Below are 20,865 nucleotides of genomic sequence, written 5' to 3'. Positions count from 1 at the left end.
CTCGAGTGATCGCGAAAAGTTGCTTTAGCCGATGAGTTCGCAGTGGCCCGCATGCGATCGCTCGAGGTTCGCCAGCCGGCTTGCGGCCGGGGATGGCGATAGGCTGTTACCGGCCAGCAACAGCCACTCGACATGCTCACCTAGACTGCACACAATCCGACGTTCTCGATCGCGATAAAGTCCGATGTCCCAGTTGACGCTACTTCCACCTGAACCCGCACAACAATCGATTTCTCAAATTGAGATCGTCTTGCCGCTCAATGCAGCCGTCGAGGCAATTAATTACTGCGCCCGCAAAAAAGTGCAGATTCTAGGCTGGGAAGGATGGATCAGAGCCCAAGATGGACGGGTCGGACACGGGAATGCACCGCAGGGCACCGCGAGTCTCGGGCATCTATCGATGCAGGATGCGGCCGATTTTTGTCGTCGAATAGTTCAGGCCGCAGCTCTGGAGTGGTCGCAAGAGAATCCTGAGACAACAGATCAACTTCATTTTTGCATCACCATTGCTAGGTCGGAAGCAGACGACATCCGGCTGCGTATGGATTGAAAGCTGCAAACGACCAGCTCGGGAAATTCGAGTGGCGGTGATGGGTCGGAGACCGCCTATGTTCCATCGACACGCATCGGTGCAGCCCGGCTACAATTGAACGCTCGAGTTCGCCACTGGCCAAGAATGGCCGCTTGTGAAAGGTGTATGCATGGAATGGCTTGAACCATGGTGGCCCACTGAAAGTATGGACAATCATTTTCACGAGACCTTCGCGCGACAGCTCGCGCTAGAGGTTCCTCCGGGGCACGAAATGTTCGAGCTACCTGCAAGGCTTATCGGAAGGGGCTTGGGCGACGACGCTTTGTTTGAAATTCTCGATGGAAGTGGTCGGGTTGCGGTGGTTCATCTAACTTGGTCGAAGTCGCGTGAGCGCTTACCCTGGCCTATCACCGTTTTCTACACCGACATGGAGAACTGGATCGAGACATGCATGATTCCGGAGCATTAGGAGTGGGCGAATTGAGCGAAGACCTGACCTCCATCAGCAAATTCCTTAGTTTGGTGCTCAGACACGTTCCGGAAACGATAGGTCTTTCGCTGAATGAAGCCGGTTGGGCAAATGTCGAGCTGCTTCTCCGGCAAGCCAACGCGCACGGAAAGCGAATTGATCGTGCGATGCTTGAAAAGATCGTGTCGACCAGCGACAAGAGACGGTTTGCCATCAGCGGCGACGGGCTGATGATCCGAGCCAACCAAGGACACTCAGTTGATGTGAATCTTGGTCTCGAAGCGCTAAAGCCGCCTGCCCAACTTTTTCACGGCACCGCAAGCAGGTTCGTTCCTGCCATTGCGGAGCAGGGCCTGAAACCCCAGAGCAGGCAGCACGTACATCTGTCGGCGGACATCGCTACCGCGCTTGCCGTTGGGCGTCGGCACGGCAGTCCTATAGTGTTGAGAGTGGATTCCGCGAAGATGTACGAGTTGGGTCACGCCTTCTTCCAATCACAAAACGGTGTTTGGCTCACACAAGCGGTGCCGCCTCAGTTCGTACACCCGTTCGACTTGCCAATGTTTGTGGATGATGCTCCTCAACGCCCCCTTTGACTGGGCCAGGACTTTCACCTATCTGCGCGAAGCGAGAGCCAACCTTTCCGAAGCTGCGGAGGGAGTCTGCGCTGACGAGATTAAAGAGTTCGAAGAGTACTTAAGCCATAACGAACTCGAGTTAGCGCTGGATGCGCTCGAGGCCGCGTTCGAGAAAGGCGACGATGCCAATTGGCGCGCTCTTGAATTTATAGGTAAAGCGGCTTTGAGCATGCAGTTGCATGACAGGCAGCGACAATACGATGCTCTCCTGACACATGCGCGAGGTTGGAGCTATGAAACCTCCTTGCAACGATAGGTCTCTGCTTGTCGAACGGCCGCTATCTGGAAATTCGAACGTCCGTTCAGTGTCGACTACAGCCGCACGCGTCGGGCGGCATACGGCCACAACCGGACACTCGACAGGCGGGGCTAGATTGCTGACAATTTCGTCGATTGCAACACGTCTAGGGCGACACCTTTCATACCCCCGCGCAAACAACGCCTTGCCTCAAGGCAGCTATCTGTTCCGACCCGCCTATGAAACTCGATATGGAAACGTGGTTGATTGACGAAGGAAACCGTGTCATACAGAAAAAATCACTTGAGGGTTTCAGCAGCCTGACGCTGATCGAACGCGTCGTCTACAGCATGTGGGTCGTTGACTACGCCGTTCGAAACTCCGGCACTCTCGAACCAATGAGGGAGTTGTACCCTGAGGCGCTGCATGAACTCGGAGCCTTTGCTGTCCCGAATAATGCAGCAAATCTCCTCGCGTTATTGCACTTGTCGTCGAAGGAGGAACGGTTCTGTGCCGAATACTACGAGAGGTTTGATCTCGCCTGCGGCGACATAAGAAACCACTATAACCAATGCGCCTGAGTCGGTCGTTTATCGGCTCAGATCGGCCACGAGCGGACGTTTATAAATCCGCCCGTCTCCCTCCGTAGCTCCGCACAAGACTAACAATGAGTCGTCCGCTAAACGAAATTCTCTTGGAAATCGACCAGTTTAAGCCTAGCCCCGCAGGCGACTGGCGCAAGTTAGACACGCTCTTATCGGAGCTTTGGCAGGGAGATGTATCGATCGCTTGTCTGCCGGTCCTGTTTCGCATTTTTGAACGATTTCCCGAAGATGATGGTGCTGGAGTCTTCTGGAGCATCGTGCACGGGCTTGAGTCGACAGATCTAAATTACGAGGGACCATTGCGCGAATCGTTGTTGCGACAACCTTCAGAGCTCGGCCAGATCATGCTTCGCCGGCTCGAAAAGTAGAAGGCAGCCCTGCAGTAGGTATAAAGCTGTATGTTTTGAACGGCCGTTCCCAGCAACTTCGAGCGTCTCTTGAGGGTCGACTACAGCCGAACGAGTCTGGCTGCAGACTGCAGGAGACGGTTGTTCAAGCCCATACCCTGCCGTGATCGCGCATAATGGTGCAGCATCTGGCGGGCCAGATGCTGCTTTGGAGGTCCGCTTCAGAAATGAAAAATATTCAGATTATCGACGGCGCAGAAAATTGTGTTTATGACATTTTTGCGGCGACAGACGAGCAGTTTGACTTGATATTTCCGAAGGAGACTGACATTGCATTCATCGACGAGGTTTATGGCCGATCCGATGAGGCGTCGTTGGATGCTGCTTTCGCCGAGATATGGACTCGTCCGGTGAAGAAGAAGGAGGTGAACGGTATTCACGGCACACTCTTCTATGAGCTTGAGCAGAAGAAGAAATACTACCCTTCCAGGAAAGACGATGAAGCAGTCAATCCTGACGGAAGCCATTTGCGATAGTCAAATCTTTTTAGCACACGACGCGCCAGCGTAGTTCAGAAGTCTCGTGTGCTGTCGCGCCGCGTTGCGCTATCGCGCCGATGCCGCTTGTGCTCGTCAACTCCGTGACTAGACTGGATCAATAGCGTCCGGGCGTGCTTCAGCCGCAGCCGCCCGTCGCGAGTCAGTGGACCGCTGGCGCTCGCGTAAGTAGACACCGGGCAGGAGGACATGTGAAATGCTTCATCTGGCGCCAGGAAAGAGCATGGCATCGAGGCGGGCAGGAAGCGCGATGGCGCGCGCGGTTCTGCTGGCCTCCTCTGTCTTCGTCACGTCGGGGCATGCCGAACCGGTCGTCACGGGGCCGCTCAGCGTCGACGGATCGCTCGTCGTCCTCGGGCCGGTTACTGTCGACGGCTCGCTGACGGTGGCTGGTGACATCTCCGCTCGCGGCCCGGTCACCGCGGCCACGATTGAACGGATTCCTCCCGACGGGCATGCCGTACGCAGACGTCAGGGAGAAAATACGTTTCACGGCCCGCTCACCGTGCATGGCCCGCTGACCGTGCATGGTGATCTGGAGGCACATGGACCGATTTCCGTTGGCGGCGCCGTCGGCGCGGTGGGGACAGTTGACGCTGAGGGTCCGATTACGGAGCGTCGTTGAATACGCGTCACCGGAGATAGCACTCGTTCTGTTGACTCGGTCGGTTGACGCATCTCGCAGCATTCATATTCGAAGCGTTCCGGGCACCCGGCGATGCGCTCGACTTCGGCCATTTCCCGCCACTCGCTCGGGTGGTCGCAGTGAGTCACTCCAATGGCCGCTTTGCCGTTACATCGCATACCCGGGCTTCTTGTATAGCGTATGCAGGCGGCGCTCGATGTCCGGCTGACAGACTCCATCCTTCCAGCGGTCTGGCGCTATCTCTTCGAAACCTGCCGAAACCGACTCTTCACCGTAGCCCGGAATGCTGAAAGCGAATTCGGGCGGGGTGAAGGAACTGATCGCGATGCCGGTGCAACGGCCGCGCGATTATTCGCAGGTCAATACGCCGGAGTTCATCGCGACGAAGGCGCGGCTCGAAGCGCCGATCCATCCGAAGGAAGCCGCGACGGCGGAAGACGACGGCATCAAGCCTCACATGATCCGGATGACGGATGTCGCGGTTAACGTCGAACAGCGCGGAGCCAATTCATTCCGTCACGCTGGCACGCCTGTCGCATCAGGCGTTCGATGTCCGGATCGATGACTTCATCGGCGGTTGCGTCAAGAAAATTTCGCCGACTTGCTTACGCCCGGAATAATTTTGTCGACGCTTAGTGAACCTCCACTTCCCACGGTAAGCTGATGAATTCCCGATCGATTCTTCGGCTTGCGAGAGAAAGCGATGAAGTTGACCGTTGCGTACATCGAAGAGCCGCCGTTCGGCTGGACCGAAGCGGACGGCACCGCTACCGGTGCCGATCTCGAGCTCGCCGGGACGATTCTCCGGCAGATTGGCGCCACCCGAATCGAGTACTGCCCGACGACGTTCAGCGAATTGCTGCCCGGCGTCGAAGCAGGTCGCTGGGACATGAACGTGCCGCTCTTCGTGACGCCGAAGCGCGCCGATACCGTCGCGTTCAGCGTGCCGGTGTGGGGGATCGGGGACGGCTTTCTGGTCCGGCCCGGCAACCCGAAGGCGCTGCGCAGCTATGCGTCGATCGCCGAACGTCCCGATGCGCGTCTCGGCATCATTGCAGGGCAGGTGCAGCATGATTCCGCGATCGCGTCGGGCGTGAGTCGGCGGCAGATCGTCGTCTTCGAACAGCAAGCCGACGCGATCGCGGCCGTTCTCTCCGGCGTGATCGACGCCTACGCGAGCACGGCCTTGGGAAACCGGATCGTTGCGAGCCGGATAGGCCGCGCGATGATCGAGGACGTCGCGCACGAGCCGGAGGTAAACGGCAGCCAGCGGACCCCTCCGCTGGGGGCGTTTTCGTTCAACCGGGAAAACCGGGATCTTCTGACGGCGGTTAACCGACGACTTCGTTCATATCTCGGCTCGCCGGACCATCGCGCCCGCATGGCGAAATTCGGGCTGACCGCGCGCGAAATCGATCCGGCCGTGTTGCAGACAGGATAGGTCGGCACGCGGCCGCGTTCGGTCATTCGCGCACGTCGCCGGTCGCCTCGATCGTCCGGCCGGTCACCCAATGACCGTCCTCGGAAGCCAGAAACGCGACGACGGCGGCGATTTCCGAAGGCTCGCCAAAGCGGCCCAGCGCGATTTGCGCCTCGGCCGCCTTGACGCGTTCGGGATTCTCGCGAAAGGCGGCGTTCGCATCCGTGCGCGTGAAGCCCGGCGCGACGGCGTTCGCGGCGATGCCGCGCGGCCCCAGCTCGATGGCGAGCGTATGGGGCAGCGTGTCGATGGCCGCTTTCGCCATCGAGTAGACGGGCGCCGCCGTGACTCTCTCAGCGGCGCGGGTACGCGTTTTCCGGATGCGAGACACGGCTGGTCGAGCTACTGGGCAAGTGTCCTTCGCAAAGGGTGGGAAAAGCGAGGGCGACCTGACGTGCGTCTGTGCCGCGTCGACATGCACGCCGGGCTTTGCCCGCAAATCGGGCTATAGTCGTAAACGATATTCACAGCGACGTTTGCGACATGAGATTGACCATCCTGGCCCTCGACGGTCTGTTCGATACCGGGCTCACGGTGCTGCTGGATACCTTCGCGATGGCCAACGAACTGGCTGCTGCTCAAGGCTTTGCCGCGCCACCCTTCGACGTGACGGTGGCTGGCGTGCGCAAACGCATTCGCACCGCGCATGGATTGTCGATGACGGTGGAACCGGCAAGCGGCGTGCGCCACCCGGACTGGGTGGTCGTGCCCGCGCCCGGTATCAGGGAGCCGGAACGCCTGGCCCAGGCGCTGGAGCGTCGAGACGTGCGCGATGCGATGGCGCACCTTCGTGCGTGGCATGCTGGCGGCATCGGCGTGGCCGCCGCCTGTATCGGTACGTTCTTGCTGGCCGAAGCCGGGCTTCTGGATCATCGCGAGGCGACGACCACCTGGTCGCTCTCGCCTTTTTTCCGTCAACGTTATCCGGCGGTGGATCTGAACGAGTCGCGCATGGTCGTCGCCGCGGATCGCCTGATCACGGCAGGGTCGGCCATGGGCCATCTCGACCTGGCGCTGTGGTTGCTGCGTCAGGCCAGTCCCGAACTGGCCACGCTCGTGGCGCGCTTGATGCTGATCGACAAGCGCGCATCGCAAGCCGAATACATCATTCCGGATTACCTTGCACACGCCGATCCATTGGTCGCGCGATTCGAGCGCTGGGCTCGCGAGAATCTTTCCCTGGGTTTCTCGCTTCAGGCAGCCGCAGCGGCATTGGCCGTCGGACCGCGCACGTTGCAGCGCCGTACCGAGGCGGCACTCGGGAAGTCGCCGTTGGCGTTCTTCCAGGATCTCCGGATCGAACGGGCGCAGAACCTCGTGTCGATGGGTTACGACCTGGAGACGATCGCAAGCGAGGTCGGCTATGCGGATGCGGCGACGTTGCGGGCCTTGTTGCGGCGCCGGCTCGGCCGTGGGGTGCGGGAACTGCGTGCCGACAATCGGTAGCGTCCTCGGTACGGCCGGCATTGCTTCGCCAACGCGAGCGACCGGGCTCGAACGCCGTCGCTGCGTCGACGGCGGCGCCGTCGTACGCCGCGCATGCCGAGGCATGGTCCCGTGGGCTCCGCCGGAGCCGCGCTAGCGCGTGCCGACGTCCGCGTGAACGCGCGTCAGTTCGATCATGAAATCCAGGAACGCGCGCGTCTTTGCCGGCACGTGATGCCGGGACGGGTAGTACGCGTATAACGGATACCGCTCGTCGGCCCATTCGGGAAAGAGATCGATCAACCGGCCGTCGGCGATCAGCGGCTCGGCGCCGAGCAGCAGCATCTGCGCAATGCCGGAACCGGCGAGGCACGCGTTGAGCAGCGCGCCCGGATCGTTGACCGTGAGGCGTCCGCGGGTGTCGACCACGATGCGTTTGCGCTTGCGATGGAATTCCCACGCGAACGGCTTGCCTGTCTCGGGGTTGCGAAATTCCAGGCAGCGGTGGCTCCCGTCCTCGAGGTCCTGGGGTTTTGCCGGCCGTCCCCGGCGCGCGATGTACGAGGGCGCCGCGACCGTCACGACGCCGGTGTCGAGCAGCTTTCTCGCGATCAGGCTGGATGCGCGCGGTTCGCCGAATCGCACGGCGAGGTCGAAGCCGTCCATGACGAGGTCGCCCAGGCTGTCTCGCGCGATGAGCTCGATTTCGAGTTCGGGATGTGCGTCCATGAACGCATCGAGCCGTGGCCCGAGAATGGCCCGGTAGACGACGGGATCCAGATTGATTCGCAGCTTTCCGCGCACGGCGGAGGCGCCGCCTGCGGCCGCCGCGGCGGCTTCCTCCAGCCCGGCGAGATGGGGCATGACCTGCTCGTAAAAGCGGCGGCCCTCTTCGGTGAGCGACACCGATCGCGTCGTTCGGTTGAACAGCCGGATGTTCAGCCTTCTTTCCAGCCGGGCAATCGCTCGGCTGACGCCCGGCGGCGTCATGCCGATCACGTCGGCGGCAGCCGCGAATGTCCCGGCATCGACCACGGCGGCGAACACGCTGATGCTGCCGGACAGTTTTTCGCTACTGGATCTCATCGTCGTTCGAGTGAATACGGGGAGCGGATGGCGAGCGGCCCACGGAAGGCCGACGCGCGAACGCTGCGCGGTGCGGTGCTGCCGGGCGTCCGTGTCGATCATGCCGAATTGATGACGCGTTGTCACTTATCTGATGCCATCCATGTCGTTTTGTTTCGCTCGGCGTTTGTCCAGAATGCGACCCACGTATTCACACATGGAGAACGAGCAATGTATGCAATCACGGGAATCACCGGCCAGGTCGGCGGCGCACTGGCTCGCGAGCTGCTGGCCGCGGGGCGGCCGGTGCGCGCGGTCGTACGCGACACGACGCGGGCAAGGACATGGGCGGAGCGCGGGTGCGAGATGGCAACCGCGGTCATGGAAGACCCTTCGTCGCTCGCCGCCGCGTTCGCCGGCGCGTCGGGCGTTTTCATCCTGTTGCCGCCGGTGTTCGATCCGGCGCCCGGGTTTCCCGAGGCGCGGAAGGTGATCGAAGCCGTATCCGCCGCGCTTCTGACGGCGCGTCCGGAAAAGGTCGTTTGCCTGTCGACGATCGGCGCGCAGGCCCACGAAACCAATCTGCTCACGCAACTCACGCTGATGGAGCAGGCGCTGCGCGAGATGCCGATGCCGGTGACGTTCCTGCGGCCCGGCTGGTTCATGGAGAACGCCGCGTGGGATGTCGCGTCCGCGCGCGACGGGGGCGTCGTCGCCAGTTACCTGCAGCCGCTCGACAAGCCCGTGCCGATGGTCGCCACCGCGGACGTGGGCCGTGTTGCGGCGGAACTGCTGCAGCAGACGTGGCGCGGTGTGCGTGTCGTCGAGCTCGAAGGCCCGCGCCGGGTGAGCCCCCACGATCTCGCGCTGGCCTTCGCTCGCGTTATGGGCCGGGACGTGCGTGCGGAAGCCGTCGACAGGCGAACGTGGGAAGTGCTGTTTCGCGCGCAGGGCATGAAACATCCGCTCCCGCGCATGCGCATGCTGGACGGCTTCAACGAAGGCTGGATCGATTTCGACAGCAATCCTGACGATATCTTGCGCGGCCATGTCGCGCTGGACACGGTGCTGGGCGAGCTGGTGTCGCGTACGGTCTGAACGAATGCGGCGGGCGACGCGTGGCGCGCTTGCGCCGCGCCCGCCCATGCATCGGATTTCCGATCAGACGGAGAGCGGCTTATATGCCGAAGGGGTGTCGTAAATGCCGCCATTAATGTCATTTATGACTATGGCGCAAGGCCTCGCCGCGCGTCTAGACTGCGAAGCATCTCCGGCATTCCCGGACTTGTTCGACCGCCATCCGCCTGCTCGTATCGGCCTCGCTCACTTCAGAGATCAACATGAAATCGACTCCCGGCAGCATCCTCGACACGATCGGCAACACGCCGCTCGTCCCGTTACGATACGTTGTCCCGAAGAACGGCGCGCGTCTGTTCGTCAAGCTCGAAAGCCAGAATCCGACCGGCAGCATGAAAGACCGGATCGCGCTGGCGATGATCGAAGCGCCCGAGCGCGACGGGCGTCTGACGCCCGGCGGCGCGGTGGTCGAGTACACCGGCGGCAGCACGGGTGTGTCGCTCGCGCTGGTGTGCGCCGTCAAGCGGCATCCGCTGCATCTGGTTTCATCGGATGCGTTCGCGAAGGAGAAGCTCGATCACATGCGCCTGCTTGGCGCGAAGCTGACGCTCGTCCCGAGCGACAACGGCAAGCAAACCGAGAAGCTGACGAAGGACATGATTCGCGAAGCGCACCGGATTGCCGGCGAGACGGGCGCATACCTCACCGCACAGATGGAAAACACCGATCAGCTCGGCGCCTATACGAAGATGGCCGACGAGATCTGGGAGCAGACCGGCGGCCGTCTCGACGGTTTCGTCCAGAGCGTCGGTACGGCTGCGTCGCTGCGCGGGATTTCGCGGCGCTTGCGCGAGCATGACGCACGCATCCGGATCGCCGGTGTCGAGCCGGCCGAATCGGCTGTGCTGTCGGGCGGGCCGACCGGGGCGCACAAGATCGACGGAATCGGCGCGGGCTATGTCGTGCCGCTTTGGCGCGACGGCATCGCGGACGAACTCGAGCGCGTCTCGACGGAGGACGCGAGAGCCATGGCGTTCCGGCTGGCCGCCGAGGAGGGGCTGTTCTGCGGTACGTCGACCGGCGCCAACGTAACCGGCGCATTGCGACTCGCCGAACGGCTCGGCCCGGACGCCACGATCGTGACGATCATGTGCGACACGGGCATGAAGTATCTGAAGTCGTTCGCGCAAACGATGGGCTGATGGTTTGGGGGCTTGCGTCGGCGAGATCCGCATGGATGACGGACGCGGTACCTCCCGCTTTCCCGATAGCCGGGAGCGTTTTCGTCCGCGCCGGATTGGCCGATCGGCGCAGCGCTTCGGGTTCGAGGTTGCCGTGCGTGTTCGAGATCCGCTGCGCGGCACCGGACGCGACGACGCGGTACCGAGCTTGCCTCCAGCATCGTGGGGCGACGAGATCGTGGCCAACTATCGCGCGACGGGTTTCACGCTCGACTGGCATCTGCTGGCGCTGCCATGCGATCTTCACCTGCCGATTCTCCGCCGCAACTCAGCGACCCTCCACCGCGCGCGCCGGAACCGTTGCCGCGACCAAAGTCGCATCGCCGATTTTCGGCAACCACGCAAACGCGATCGCGACCAGCGTGACGCCGACGACGAGCATCGGCACCACCATCGGCCAAGCGCCCGACTGATAGCGCGGATCGATGAAAACCGCCGCCGTCTGTCCCACGCCGAAAGCGAAGAACATCATGATGAAGCCGGACCACGATACCGCGCGACCGGCAAGATGAGGCAGGCCGCTGACCGCTCCTGCCTGCCCGCAAGGCTGATGGATTCCGTGGCCGAGGCAATACACGCCATGCCCGACGAGCAGCGGCCAGATGCTGCCGGGAAGCAGCGCACATCCCAACGCCTGGATCGCCGCGCCTGACAGGCTCAACGTTGCGCCCTGGCGCACCGTGCGCAGCATGCTTTGACGTCGCAGCAACTGCCGGCAGCCAAAGGTACTCAGGACATAGACGAGCGTCCCGCTCGCGGGGATCCAGCCGTATCGCTGCGGCGAGATGCCGAACTGCCGGATATAGATCGTCGGAGAAAGCAGCAGAAAACAGAACATGCCGGTGTACGTCGACGCGGCCAGCAGCGTCCATACCCTGAACGGAGCATTGCCGAATATCTCGCGCACGTCCCCGGTCGCGTTCCGGCGCGGCGCGATTCTCGCGGCGCTTTCCTCGAAGCCGTACCCGCACATGACGAGCAAGCCGAACGCATACAGGCTCATCCCCGCGAGTACCCATCGCCAGCCGGCGTGCTGCGTGACGTACGCCCCGACGATCGGGGCGAGGAACGCCATCATCCCCATTCCCATGAAGCCGCGTGCCATCACGTACGGGCCGTCGCCCGCCGAATACCGGTCGCGCACCGTCGCGCGGGCGCATACCAGTATCGCGGCCATGGCAAAGCCCTGCATCGCACGCGCGGTCACCAGCATCGCGGCGGTCGACGCGAGCGCCGCCGCCAATGCGGTCAGCGCATAGAGCGTCAGGCCGGCCAGCAAGACGGGGCGACGGCCGAACCGGTCGGACAGGCTGCCCATCGGCAACTGTCCGATACCGAATATCAATGCGAACACCGTGAGGCTGACGCTGGCGGAGCCGAGCGTCGCGGCGATTTCAGGCAGCGCCGGCAGATAACTGTCGGTCGCCACCGGCTGGGCCGCCAGCAGCAGCGGCAACATGAGCGCGAAGTTCAGGCGAGCGGGGCGGGTGGTGTCCGGCATGACGGGGTTCGGCACGGTCTCGGGCGGGGGAAGGGGGTCGGCAAGGCAACGTTGCCCGGCGCGGCTCGTTGGTATGGACGCGCCGAGTCTACCCGGTCGCGCCTGCCGCTCCTGCGGCGTTCGATGCCGTCGCGCATCGGGATCGCCTGCATGCCGACACCTCATCGCGTATTCAGTCGAACGGCACGGCCAGCCGGTCGATCACCGAACTGGTCGCGGGGCGCACGCCGCGCCACCATGCGAACGCCTCGGCCGCCTGCTCGACCAGCATGCCGACGCCGTCCGCGATCCCGTGCACGCCCGCGTTTTTCGCGAGCCGGAGGAACGGCGTGAGCCGCTTGCCATAGGCGAGTTCGTAGGCGGTTCCCGTCGGACTGAACACGCTCGGCGGGACGGGCGGCAGGTCGCCGGTGAGGCTGGCCGACGTCGCATTGACGACCAGGTCGAAACGTCCCATCCGCGCGAGGTCCGCGTAGCTGCCGGCGACGAGCGGACCGCGCCCGGCGACCTGCGCGGCCAGTGCACGCGCCTTGTCGACGTCGCGATTCGCAATCACGAGTTCCGCCGGGCCGGCTTCGAGGAACGGCAACAGCGCGCCGCGCGCCGCACCGCCCGCGCCGAGCACCAGCACGCGCTTGCCGGCCATCGGCAGATTGAGGTTCGCTTCGATATCGCGAACCAGTCCGATGCCGTCGAAGTTGTCCGCCAGGATGCGGCTGCCGTCGAACTTGAGTGCGTTGGCCGCGCCCGCGAGCCGCGCCCGCTCGCTGCGTTCGTCCGACATCGCGAACGCGTCGAGCTTGAACGGCGCGGTGACGTTGATGCCCTTGCCGCCGCCATCGAAAAACGCACGCACCGTTGCAGCAAAAGCGCCTGCCGGCTCGATCGGGCCTTCGATCGCCGTATAGCGGAGGTCCTGCCGCGTCTCTTGCGCGAAGAGGCCGTGAATCAGCGGGGATTTCGTGTGCCCGATCGGATTGCCGATCACCGCGTATCGATCAGTCATCGTTGGCTCGCTTTCGAATAGAGGACGCCATCGGCCTGCATCGCGTCGATTTCGGCCGAATCGAACCCAAGGGAACGCGCGACTTCCGCGTTGTGCTGCCCGAGATCGGGCGCGACGTCGCGAATCGTCGTATCGCAATCGGAAAGCCGGAACGGCAGGTTGGGTAGCCGCAGTGTCCCGTAGCGCGGATGCTGTTGCTCGACGACCATGCCCCTGGCTTGGATCTGCGGATCGTTCAACACCTCGTCGATGCGCTGCACCTTCGCGCACGGAACGTCGATGCCGTCCAGCAGGTCCAGTACCGACGCGACGGAACGCGCGGCCACCCACGGTTCGACCACCGACAGAATCTCCGCGCGGTGCGCATTGCGCCCGGTGCCGTCGTGAAGCCGCGGGTCGGCGCCGAAACCCGCCGGGCCGCCGTGCGTTGCGATCAGTTGTGCGAAGCGCTTCCACGCGTCGTCGACCTGCGCGGCGATCACGAGATCGCCGTCCGCGGCACGGAACACGCCATAGAGTGTCGAGGTGGGCATGTCGTGCCCGGTCTGCTCGGGCAGCACGCCCTTCAGCGTGTAGCACTGCACCGCGTATTCGTGCATCGACACCAGCGTGTCGTACAGCGCCATGTCGACGTGTTGCCCGCGGCCGCTCTTCACGCGCCCCAGCAGCGCGGCGTTGATCGCCGCGACCGCATGAATGCCGGTGTACATGTCGCCGAGCGAAATGCGCAGCAGCGGCGGGCGCTCGCCGGGCGTGCCGACCATCTGCATGATCCCGCTCTTCGCTTCGGCGATCAGCCCGAAGCCCGCGCGATGTGCGTCGGGGCCGGTGTGACCGTACGCCGAAATCGAGCAGTAGACGAGGCCCGGATTGCGCGCCGACAGTTCGGCATAGCCGAGCCCGAGCTTGTCCAGCGCGCCCGGCCGGTAGTTCTCGATGAAGACGTCGGCGGAGTCGCACAGCCGCTGCATGAACGCCTTGCCGCGCGCGTCCTTCATGTTCACGCTCACGCCGCGCTTGCCCATGTTGAGCTGCAGGAAGTAGCCGCTTTGCTGGTCGTCGAGCACGGTCGCGTGCTGGCGCCCGGCGTCGCCGTCGCCGGGACGCTCGACCTTGATGACTTCGGCGCCGAGAGCGGCGAGACAGCGCCCGACATACGGGCCGGCGAGGAAATGGCTGTAGTCAACGACGCGAATGCCTTCGAGGGGACGAGCCTGCATTACCGTGCCTCCGGGCGGCGCGGCACCATCAGACGATGTTCGCCGCGTTGAACGACCTGCCCGTCCTGATTGATCAGTTGCGACGGCAGCACGACGATGCCCCAGTCCGGGCGGCTCTTGCTCGCCCGCATCGAGCCGACGCGGAACGTCACGTGCAGCACGTCGCCGACCTTGATCGGCAGCAGGAAATCCCAGGTCCAGCCGAGCGACATGCCCGGCAGGAAGCGATAGTCGCTCTGGGTCTTCAGGCCGTCGGCAACGGACAGGCCGAACAGCCCGTGCGCGACGAGGCAGCCGAAATGGCTGGCGTTCGCGTAATCCTCGTCCACGTGAACGGGCGTGTGGTCGCCGGTGAGGTCGGCATACGCGAGAATGCGCTCCTTGGTCACGACGTAGCTCGGGCTCGTGCATGTGTCGCCCTCGCGGGCGTCGTCCCAGTATTTCTCGACGATGGCCATGGTCATGCCTCCGCGCGCGGGTCGATCGCCAGTGCCTGCGCGACGCAGGACGCCGGCCGGGCCTGAATCAGTTCGACGGCGAGCCCGTCGGGCAGGCGAAGCCAGTTGCGCCCCTGCGGCATCTCCGTCACGTCGAACCGCCGCGCCGCGGCCAGCGCGGCCTCCAGGTCTTCGCACATCACGCCGAGATGCGCGAGCCTGCCTTCGGGGCCGTCGTGTTCCGGCGCGTGGATGAACTGCAGACCGCCGAGCGTCCAGTACTGCCGCGGCGCGTCGAGCGTGCCGTCCACTTCGCGCAGCGTCATGCCGAGCACGTCCTCGAAGAAGCGGATGTGCCAGCGGATGTCCTTCACCCAGATCGCAACGTGTTCGAGATAGGCTTTCGTGGCATTCATGCGGCAGCCTCCTCGCGCCGGCGGTCGGCCATTGCGCGCTCCAGCCCCTTGATGCAGGCGACGAGCGTGGCGTTGACCGGGGTCGGTACGCCGTAGCGCTGCCCGGCGCGCACGACCGAACCGTTGATGAAGTCGATCTCGGTGATCGAGCCTTTTTCCAGGCTTTGCAACATCGAGGTCTTGAAGGCCGCGGGCAGCCCCGCGGCAGCGAGCGTCCATGCTTGTTCGGGATCGGTCATCGACAGCTTGACGCCGGCCGCCTGCGCCGCCGCGATCGCCTCGGCGACAGCCGCGAGCGACGTCGCCTTCAGCAGTGGCTCGTCGTAAAGCTGGCCGTAGGTGAGGCCGGTGACGCCGGTCAGCGCGCCGGTCGCGACGTTCACGAGCAGCTTGTCCCACATCGTGCCGACGATGTTGTCGCTGATCGTCGTCGCGAGGCCGGCGGTATCGAACGCGTCGGCGATCGCCCGCACCCGCGGCGTGATGCGGCCGTCGAGTTCGCCGATGTAGGTGGCCTTGCCGATGACGCCGGATTCGATATGGCCCGGCCCGCGAAGCACGCCGCCGACGTAGGTCTTGCCCGCGAGTACGCGCTCGCGGCCGACGGCGTCGCTCAGGATGTCCTCGTGTCCGAGGCCGTTCTGCAGCGACAGCACGACGGTATCGGGCCCGACGAGCGACCGGGCACCGCGGATGGCCGCGTCGGTGTGGAACGACTTGACCAGCACCACCACCAGATCGGCCGCGCCGACTTCGGCAGCCTGCGTCGTCGCGTGAACGCGTACGTGCCGGGAGCCGCCGGCGTCGTCGACCCGCAGGCCGTCGCGCCGCATCGCGTCGACGTGCGCGGGCGAGCGGTCGATCAACCAGGTTTCGTGACCGCCTTCGGTGAGGGTGGCGCCGATCGCGCAACCCAGTGCGCCGGCTCCCAGAATCGCGATTTTCAATGCTGTCTCCTTGACGTATGGCCTCACGATAGAAGCCGTCGCTCATATCGACAATGCAATGGATACAATGGCGTCATTGCCATGGACAATAATGCGCCGATGCCCGCCGATCTGCCGGACCTGAAACTGCTTCAGTTATTCGATCTCCTGTACGACGTGCGCAGCGTCACGCGCGTCGCCGAGCAGCTCGGCCAGAGCCAGCCGACCGTCAGCATCTGGCTCGGGCACTTGCGGGAACACCTGCACGATCCGCTCTTCATTCGCACGCCCGGCGGCATGGCGCCGACGCCGCAAGCCGACGCGCTGATCGGGCCATGCCGGGAAATCCTCGAATCGCTGCGGCGCTTCACTGCGTGGGAAATCGCATTCGATCCCGCGACCGCCCAGCGGCGCTTTCGCATCTGCATGACCGATGCGAGCCACGTCACGCTGCTGCCGCGGCTGCTGGCCCATGTTCGCGCGCAGGCGCCCGGCGTCCGGCTGGAAGCCGCACGGATCGACGGCAATACGGAACGGGCGCTCGAATCGGGCGAAGCCGATCTCGCGATCGGCTACGTGCCGTGGCTTGGCGGCGGCATTTATCAGCAGAAGCTGTACGACCAGGACTGGATTTGTCTGGTGAATCGACATCACCCGAGGATTCGCGGCCGGCTCGGGGTAAAGCAATATCGTTCGGAAGGGCATGTCGCGATTACGGCCGGAACCGGCGCGCAACTCCTCGAGCAGGCGCTGCGGCAGGCGCGCATCGAGCGGGACGTGGTGCTGGAATTGCCGGGTTTTCTGGGCTTGGGGGCGATCGTGCAGACCACCGACCTGATCACGACGCTACCGCGTCATATCGGCGAGACGTTGGCACAGGCCAGCGATCTGGCGGTTCATGCATGCCCGATCCCGGTCGAAGGGTTTACGGTGCGGCAGCATTGGCACGCGCGCTATCACCACGAGGCCGGCAACCGGTGGCTGCGCGGTGTCGTGATTCGATTGTTCGGTGCTTCGCATTGACCGGTGGCTTCGGCGTTCGCGAGGGGGGCGGGGGCGCAGCTTTCGGGCGCTTCCGGTTCGGCCGCGCCCGCAAGCCGATCATCGATGGACGATCGGCGCGGCGAGGTCGTGCTTGATCGAGGGGCGGCAACTCCTGTTTCGCGGTTTCGCCGAAGTGCCCGCCTTCGAGCAGGAACGGTAGCCGCATTACGCCCCGTAGACCGTTTCGGCGCCGAACCGTTCGATCACGAATTCGGTAAAGCTACGAAGCTTCGGCGATTTCTGCCTCTCCTGCAGATAAAGCAGATTCATCGGCCGTTCCGGCGCGGCGAAGTCGGGCATGATCTCGACGAGGCGCGCGTCGCGAATGTCGTCGCGTATCAACATGGACGGAAGCATCGCGATACCCAGCCCTCTCAATGCCGCGCGGCGCAACGCGTCCGCACTGTCGATTTTCAGCCTGCCGTCCACGGCGATGCTCGTCGGCCCGTCCGGACCTTCCAGCATCCATCGAGATTGCGCCGCGTGCCCTTCCGATCGGGGCGGATACGCATACGTCAGGCATTGATGCCCGGCAAGCGCGTGCGGCGTAGTCGGCGCACCATGTTCGCGAACGTAAGCGGGCGACGCGCACAGCACCAGCCGATATGGCGCCAGCGGACGCGCCACCACATCCGGGTTGGCGAGCGCGCCGATGCGAATGGCTGCCTCGAAACCGTCGTCGAACAGATCGGCGAGCGAGTCGGTTGCGACGATATCGAGCTGGACCTCGGGGTAGCGCCGGTAATAGTCCGCGAGCGCGGGAACCAGGCACTCGTTCGTAAACACGACGGGCGCGGTCACGCGCAAACGCCCTCGCGGCTGCTGGAGGTGAACGAGCGCAAGCTGTTCCGTGTCGTCGACCAGACCGAGGACTTCGACGCATCGCTCGTAGTAAGCGTGGCCGAACGCGCTGACTTTCTGCTTACGGGTCGTGCGGTGCACGAGGACCGCGCCTAGCCGACTTTCCAAAGCCTGAAGGTAGTTGCCGACCATGGTCGGCGACAGGTTGGACGCTTGCGCGGCTGCCGTCAGGCTACCCGTTTCCACGATACGGACGAATACGGCCATCGCCTTGAGGAGATCCATTGCGCAATGGTACTGGATTCTGTTTCAAGGTGACGCGCGTTTATCAGCCACCGGTTTGGAAATAGATTGCGATATCCGAACGAAAGGAGAGCTGAAATGCCGTATGAACTCACGACGTTGTCGTGTCCGCTTCCGGACCAGGACAGGGTGTCCCGCCGTGCGCATCGCTGGGTGTCGGATGCCGACGCGCGAGGGCGGCTGCTGGGCGCATGGCGCACGGAAATTGGCGAGCTGTCGCGGGTGGTCGTGCTGCGTGGCTTCGAGACGATGGATGAATTGCAGCATGAACGCAATCGGGCATTGTGCGCCGCGCGACCTTTCGGAATTGAAAGCACGTCCGTTCGATTGGCCATGGAAAGCTATGCGCTTTTTCCTTTTCTACCCGACGTCGAACCGGCGGCATTGGGCGGCTTCTACGAAATTCGCCGCTACTGGCTGAAAGCCGGCGGTATTGCGCCGACCATTGCCGCGTGGGAGCGTGCGATAGGGCCGGCCCAAGCCTATACGTCGCGTCTCGTTTGCAACCTGTACGCGCTCGACGGACCGCCACGCATCACGCACATTTGGGGATTCTCGAGCCTGGAAGAACGCATGGCGTTGAGAAAGCAACACTATGCGGAGGGGCTTTGGCCTCCGACGGGCGGTCCGGAGCAGATCGAAAGGGCGACGTCGACGATCGGCTTGCCGGAGGCGTGGTCGCCGTTGCATTGAATGCCCGCGTCGTCCGACGAACCATGCGCAGCCGGCAACGCAACGCGCACGTAAAGAAATGCGCGCCGTTCGCGATCGGGCAGCACTTGCGGCCCGTAGCTGATCCTGACCGCCCCGTCGTCGATCTCGCCGGCCTGCGCGAACCGCCACGCACGGGGATCGCTGTCGAGCAGGAATTCGGCGCGCGCATACGCGTGCGGCTCGAACAGCTCGGGAATCGTCACCGTCCGTCCATCGAGCTTGTCGAGCAACGCTTCGACCACGTTGAAGCCATAGCCGTCGCGCACGATGTCGCAGATGAAGCTGCCCGCGATGCGCGGATTCAGTTCGATCACGTGCGGCACGCCGTCGTGCACGATGCAGTCGAGATGCACGGGCCCCCACGTGAGCCCGGCGGCGGCCGTCGCGCGCGTGCCGACGTCGATCAGCGCATGCAGCGTGTCGGCGTCGAGATCGAGTTCGGACGTATACCCGCGCTCGAGAAAACCGGCGCCATGCCGCTTCAGCTTGCGCAGCGCGCCGACGTAGCGGCCGTCGAAATACTCGACGCAGTATTCGCTGCCCTCCAGGAATTCCTCGATGACGACGCGTTCGGTCGCAAGCGAAGCGGCATCGGCGTGCACGGCGGCGAGCGCGTCCAGCTGCGCGCGCACGGCGGCGATGGCCTCGCAGCGGCGCACGCCGTCGCTCGCGGAGCCTTCCGACGGCTTGACGACGACCGGAAAGCGCAACGCGGCAGCCGCGGCTACGAGCGCCGCTGGCGCGGCCAGCGTGCCCGCGACGAACTGCGCGGCCGGGATCCCGTGCGTGGCGAGCAATGTCTTCTGGTTCGACTTCGACACTGCGTGCGCGACGTGCCGTGCATCGGGGCCGGGCAGCCCGAGCGCATCGGCGACCCATGCGGCGGTGCGTGCATAGGTGTCGTGCGCGGTCGTCACGCGCAGCGTGTCGAGCTCGCCCGCGAAGCGCGTGCGCAGCCAGCCGGCGAGCTGGCCGGCGTCGGGCGCGAGATTGACCGTCTCGACGCCGTCGGGAAACACGCCGTCGAGACGATGGCCGGGCGCGGTGACGACGGTCACGGCCGCCTGGCGTGCGAGGGCGGCGCGCACCAGCGCGACGCTGCTGCCGGTGGCGCGTGCGCCGATCACGATGAGTCGCTTCATGACGAATCCTTGATCGAGGGCGGAAGAGGGAGCCGGCTAGCGTGGGCGCCTGCGCAGCCGCTGCGCTTCGAGGCGCGGCAGCAGATGCTGGACGACGCGCGGCAGCGTATAGATCGGCAACTGCGCGCACGCGAACACGAGCGCCATGGTCGGCGTCGCGGCCAGCCCGAGCGCAGCCCACATCAGCCCGACGTTGCGATTGGCGACGATCAGCGCGACGTTCAGGCGCGTGCGGACGTCGCCGGGCGTGAGCCCGTACGCGACGATCTGGAAACCCGCGTTGACGGCGAATGCGAGGGCGATCGCGGTCAGTGCGCGGTGCGGTGCATCGATGATCGACTGCTGCATGCCGGCCATCGTGCCGAGCGCGAATATCAGCAGCGCGGCGACGACGATCGCGTCGATCGGCGTTGCGTGGCGCGCGAGCCGAGCGCCGGCAAAGCGCCGCACGAGCAACGCGACGCCTTCGGCGCTGCCGATCAGCAGCGCGAGCCGCAGCGCGAGGCTCGACGGCGAGATCGACACCGCCGCGTCGTGGCTGAACCAGGCCGTCAGCAACGGGGCGGTCAGCGGTACGAACACCATCGACGCGAGGGTCGCGACGAGCGCGACGCTGGCGTCGAGCGACAGCATGCGCGCGATCGTCGACGTGCCGCTCGACGGCGGCGCGCAGTACGCGATCACCAGCGCCACGACCCAGTCGTACGGCAGGCCGGCGAGCCGCGCGGCGATGCCGAGCGCGACCGGGCACGCGATCATCGTCATGGCGGGCAGCAGCAGCGACACGGCGGGACGCCGCGCCACCGCGCGCACGGCGCTCGGCTCGACGCGCAGCAGCGTGCCGAGCACGAACAGGAACACGGTCGCGGGCATCAGCGGCCGCGCGAGGTCGGCCAGCGACGGCGCCAGCAGCCCGAGGCCGACGCCGCACGCGAGCACGGTCGGGCCGCGCCGCACCAGCGCGGCGATCAGTGCGCGCACGGGCGAACCTCGGGCCGGCGGCGAGCGGGAGTGAAGCCGAATCGGGCGGCGGAT

At 64.5% G+C, this 20,865-nt stretch carries 24 protein-coding genes and 1 pseudogene; 14 read left to right on the top strand and 11 right to left on the bottom strand.

Going from position 1 to position 20,865, the window contains the following annotated elements:
- The first annotated feature begins 184 nt into the window (after nt 1-184).
- From WS61_RS34805 to WS61_RS08405, 9 genes and pseudogenes are all read left to right on the top strand, one after another.
- Entirely contained in the window at nt 185-550 is a 366-nt protein-coding gene (locus WS61_RS34805) for a hypothetical protein (RefSeq protein ID WP_157692714.1), read from the top strand.
- Between the two features lie 462 nt (nt 551-1,012).
- Complete coding sequence (locus WS61_RS08435; RefSeq protein WP_257127205.1) at nt 1,013-1,597, top strand: RNA 2'-phosphotransferase; 585 nt, start codon at nt 1,013-1,015, stop codon at nt 1,595-1,597.
- Nucleotides 1,572-1,895 (top strand): hypothetical protein, encoded by a 324-nt coding sequence (locus WS61_RS08430; RefSeq protein ID WP_059500055.1) that lies wholly within the window; start codon nt 1,572-1,574, stop codon nt 1,893-1,895. Before WS61_RS08435 ends, WS61_RS08430 begins: the two co-directional genes overlap by 26 nt.
- Nucleotides 1,896-2,116: 221 nt before the next feature.
- The gene (locus tag WS61_RS08425; RefSeq protein WP_059500054.1) at nt 2,117-2,458 is read left to right on the top strand and encodes a hypothetical protein; all 342 of its coding nucleotides are present in this window, start codon (nt 2,117-2,119) and stop codon (nt 2,456-2,458) included.
- Between the two features lie 113 nt (nt 2,459-2,571).
- The gene (locus tag WS61_RS34800; protein WP_124608902.1) at nt 2,572-2,850 is read left to right on the top strand and encodes a hypothetical protein; all 279 of its coding nucleotides are present in this window, start codon (nt 2,572-2,574) and stop codon (nt 2,848-2,850) included.
- 155 nt (nt 2,851-3,005) lie between these two features.
- Nucleotides 3,006-3,365 (top strand): hypothetical protein, encoded by a 360-nt coding sequence (locus WS61_RS08420; RefSeq protein WP_257127204.1) that lies wholly within the window; start codon nt 3,006-3,008, stop codon nt 3,363-3,365.
- 217 nt (nt 3,366-3,582) lie between these two features.
- Nucleotides 3,583-4,011, top strand: coding sequence for a hypothetical protein (locus WS61_RS08415; protein WP_257127203.1), 429 nt, complete (start codon nt 3,583-3,585; stop codon nt 4,009-4,011).
- A gap of 304 nt (nt 4,012-4,315) precedes the next feature.
- Nucleotides 4,316-4,525, top strand: a pseudogene (locus WS61_RS08410) (ABC transporter ATP-binding protein); the annotation flags it as partial.
- Between the two features lie 210 nt (nt 4,526-4,735).
- Entirely contained in the window at nt 4,736-5,473 is a 738-nt protein-coding gene (locus WS61_RS08405) for a transporter substrate-binding domain-containing protein (RefSeq protein ID WP_059500051.1), read from the top strand.
- 22 nt (nt 5,474-5,495) lie between these two features.
- Here the strand turns inward: WS61_RS08405 and WS61_RS08400 are convergent, their stop codons facing one another.
- The gene (locus tag WS61_RS08400; RefSeq protein ID WP_257127202.1) at nt 5,496-5,843 is read right to left on the bottom strand and encodes an SDR family NAD(P)-dependent oxidoreductase; all 348 of its coding nucleotides are present in this window, start codon (nt 5,841-5,843) and stop codon (nt 5,496-5,498) included.
- Nucleotides 5,844-5,995: 152 nt separating this feature from the next.
- Between WS61_RS08400 and WS61_RS08395 the strand changes: the two genes are divergently transcribed.
- The gene (locus WS61_RS08395; protein ID WP_059500050.1) at nt 5,996-6,958 is read left to right on the top strand and encodes a GlxA family transcriptional regulator; all 963 of its coding nucleotides are present in this window, start codon (nt 5,996-5,998) and stop codon (nt 6,956-6,958) included.
- A gap of 132 nt (nt 6,959-7,090) precedes the next feature.
- On the opposite strand, the gene WS61_RS08390 is transcribed toward WS61_RS08395, so the two are convergent.
- A complete protein-coding gene (locus tag WS61_RS08390; RefSeq protein ID WP_059500073.1) occupies nt 7,091-8,023 on the bottom strand; it encodes a LysR family transcriptional regulator in 933 nt (310 codons plus the stop codon).
- Between the two features lie 210 nt (nt 8,024-8,233).
- Between WS61_RS08390 and WS61_RS08385 the strand changes: the two genes are divergently transcribed.
- Complete coding sequence (locus WS61_RS08385) at nt 8,234-9,100, top strand: NmrA family NAD(P)-binding protein (RefSeq protein ID WP_059500049.1); 867 nt, start codon at nt 8,234-8,236, stop codon at nt 9,098-9,100.
- Nucleotides 9,101-9,342: 242 nt separating this feature from the next.
- Nucleotides 9,343-10,281 carry a PLP-dependent cysteine synthase family protein gene (locus WS61_RS08380; protein ID WP_059500048.1) on the top strand — a complete coding sequence of 313 codons (939 nt, stop codon included), beginning with the start codon at nt 9,343-9,345 and terminating at the stop codon, nt 10,279-10,281.
- A gap of 307 nt (nt 10,282-10,588) precedes the next feature.
- Here WS61_RS08380 and WS61_RS08375 read toward each other — a convergent pair whose 3' ends face one another.
- From WS61_RS08375 to WS61_RS08350, 6 genes are all read right to left on the bottom strand, one after another.
- A complete protein-coding gene (locus WS61_RS08375) occupies nt 10,589-11,821 on the bottom strand; it encodes an MFS transporter (protein WP_059500047.1) in 1,233 nt (410 codons plus the stop codon).
- 172 nt (nt 11,822-11,993) lie between these two features.
- The gene (gene aroE / locus WS61_RS08370) at nt 11,994-12,827 is read right to left on the bottom strand and encodes a shikimate dehydrogenase (protein ID WP_059500046.1); all 834 of its coding nucleotides are present in this window, start codon (nt 12,825-12,827) and stop codon (nt 11,994-11,996) included.
- The gene (locus tag WS61_RS08365; RefSeq protein WP_059500045.1) at nt 12,824-14,047 is read right to left on the bottom strand and encodes a CaiB/BaiF CoA-transferase family protein; all 1,224 of its coding nucleotides are present in this window, start codon (nt 14,045-14,047) and stop codon (nt 12,824-12,826) included. Before WS61_RS08365 ends, aroE begins: the two co-directional genes overlap by 4 nt.
- Nucleotides 14,047-14,505, bottom strand: a complete 459-nt coding sequence (locus tag WS61_RS08360) for a MaoC family dehydratase (RefSeq protein ID WP_059500044.1) — start codon at nt 14,503-14,505, stop codon at nt 14,047-14,049. Before WS61_RS08360 ends, WS61_RS08365 begins: the two co-directional genes overlap by 1 nt.
- A gap of 2 nt (nt 14,506-14,507) precedes the next feature.
- Nucleotides 14,508-14,900, bottom strand: a complete 393-nt coding sequence (locus WS61_RS08355) for a VOC family protein (RefSeq protein WP_027786521.1) — start codon at nt 14,898-14,900, stop codon at nt 14,508-14,510.
- Nucleotides 14,897-15,847, bottom strand: a complete 951-nt coding sequence (locus WS61_RS08350; protein WP_059500043.1) for a ketopantoate reductase family protein — start codon at nt 15,845-15,847, stop codon at nt 14,897-14,899. Before WS61_RS08350 ends, WS61_RS08355 begins: the two co-directional genes overlap by 4 nt.
- Nucleotides 15,848-15,928: 81 nt before the next feature.
- On the opposite strand from WS61_RS08350, the gene WS61_RS08345 reads away from it, so the two are divergent.
- Nucleotides 15,929-16,849: a LysR family transcriptional regulator gene (locus WS61_RS08345; protein ID WP_059500042.1), complete on the top strand. Its 921-nt coding sequence runs from the start codon at nt 15,929-15,931 to the stop codon at nt 16,847-16,849.
- Nucleotides 16,850-17,035: 186 nt separating this feature from the next.
- Here WS61_RS08345 and WS61_RS08340 read toward each other — a convergent pair whose 3' ends face one another.
- On the bottom strand, nt 17,036-17,956 hold the full coding sequence (locus WS61_RS08340; RefSeq protein WP_059500041.1) for a LysR family transcriptional regulator: 921 nt from the start codon (nt 17,954-17,956) through the stop codon (nt 17,036-17,038).
- A gap of 96 nt (nt 17,957-18,052) precedes the next feature.
- On the opposite strand from WS61_RS08340, the gene WS61_RS32895 reads away from it, so the two are divergent.
- Entirely contained in the window at nt 18,053-18,667 is a 615-nt protein-coding gene (locus WS61_RS32895) for an NIPSNAP family protein (RefSeq protein ID WP_095211637.1), read from the top strand.
- Here the strand turns inward: WS61_RS32895 and WS61_RS08335 are convergent.
- Entirely contained in the window at nt 18,568-19,830 is a 1,263-nt protein-coding gene (locus WS61_RS08335) for an acetyl-CoA carboxylase biotin carboxylase subunit family protein (RefSeq protein WP_257127201.1), read from the bottom strand. The two genes, WS61_RS32895 and WS61_RS08335, sit on opposite strands and share 100 nt — an antisense overlap.
- Before the next feature lie 36 nt (nt 19,831-19,866).
- Nucleotides 19,867-20,811 (bottom strand): hypothetical protein, encoded by a 945-nt coding sequence (locus tag WS61_RS08330; RefSeq protein ID WP_059500040.1) that lies wholly within the window; start codon nt 20,809-20,811, stop codon nt 19,867-19,869.
- Nucleotides 20,812-20,865: the final 54 nt, after the last annotated feature.

Origin of the sequence: Burkholderia sp. ABCPW 11, assembly GCF_001523445.1 — a bacterium.
Taxonomy (GTDB): Bacteria; Pseudomonadota; Gammaproteobacteria; order Burkholderiales; family Burkholderiaceae; genus Burkholderia.
Note: the sequence above shows the minus strand (reverse complement) of the source record. Positions and strands in the feature narration are given on the sequence as shown.

Bases quoted from the DNA above. Each gene is read 5' to 3' on its own strand.
- WS61_RS08380 (WP_059500048.1), top strand. From the start codon at position 9,343: ATGAAATCGACTCCCGGCAGCATCCTCGACACGATCGGCAACACGCCG.
- WS61_RS08415 (WP_257127203.1), top strand. From the start codon at position 3,583: ATGCTTCATCTGGCGCCAGGAAAGAGCATGGCATCGAGGCGGGCAGGA.
- WS61_RS08340 (WP_059500041.1), bottom strand. From the start codon at position 17,956: ATGGATCTCCTCAAGGCGATGGCCGTATTCGTCCGTATCGTGGAAACG.
- WS61_RS08345 (WP_059500042.1), top strand. From the start codon at position 15,929: ATGGACAATAATGCGCCGATGCCCGCCGATCTGCCGGACCTGAAACTG.
- WS61_RS34805 (WP_157692714.1), top strand. From the start codon at position 185: ATGTCCCAGTTGACGCTACTTCCACCTGAACCCGCACAACAATCGATT.
- WS61_RS08385 (WP_059500049.1), top strand. From the start codon at position 8,234: ATGTATGCAATCACGGGAATCACCGGCCAGGTCGGCGGCGCACTGGCT.
- aroE (WP_059500046.1), bottom strand. From the start codon at position 12,827: ATGACTGATCGATACGCGGTGATCGGCAATCCGATCGGGCACACGAAA.
- WS61_RS08395 (WP_059500050.1), top strand. From the start codon at position 5,996: ATGAGATTGACCATCCTGGCCCTCGACGGTCTGTTCGATACCGGGCTC.
- WS61_RS08355 (WP_027786521.1), bottom strand. From the start codon at position 14,900: ATGAATGCCACGAAAGCCTATCTCGAACACGTTGCGATCTGGGTGAAG.
- WS61_RS08335 (WP_257127201.1), bottom strand. From the start codon at position 19,830: ATGAAGCGACTCATCGTGATCGGCGCACGCGCCACCGGCAGCAGCGTC.
- WS61_RS08425 (WP_059500054.1), top strand. From the start codon at position 2,117: ATGAAACTCGATATGGAAACGTGGTTGATTGACGAAGGAAACCGTGTC.
- WS61_RS08375 (WP_059500047.1), bottom strand. From the start codon at position 11,821: ATGCCGGACACCACCCGCCCCGCTCGCCTGAACTTCGCGCTCATGTTG.
- WS61_RS08420 (WP_257127204.1), top strand. From the start codon at position 3,006: ATGGTGCAGCATCTGGCGGGCCAGATGCTGCTTTGGAGGTCCGCTTCA.
- WS61_RS08430 (WP_059500055.1), top strand. From the start codon at position 1,572: ATGATGCTCCTCAACGCCCCCTTTGACTGGGCCAGGACTTTCACCTAT.
- WS61_RS08365 (WP_059500045.1), bottom strand. From the start codon at position 14,047: ATGCAGGCTCGTCCCCTCGAAGGCATTCGCGTCGTTGACTACAGCCAT.
- WS61_RS32895 (WP_095211637.1), top strand. From the start codon at position 18,053: ATGCCGTATGAACTCACGACGTTGTCGTGTCCGCTTCCGGACCAGGAC.
- WS61_RS08405 (WP_059500051.1), top strand. From the start codon at position 4,736: ATGAAGTTGACCGTTGCGTACATCGAAGAGCCGCCGTTCGGCTGGACC.
- WS61_RS08390 (WP_059500073.1), bottom strand. From the start codon at position 8,023: ATGAGATCCAGTAGCGAAAAACTGTCCGGCAGCATCAGCGTGTTCGCC.
- WS61_RS08360 (WP_059500044.1), bottom strand. From the start codon at position 14,505: ATGGCCATCGTCGAGAAATACTGGGACGACGCCCGCGAGGGCGACACA.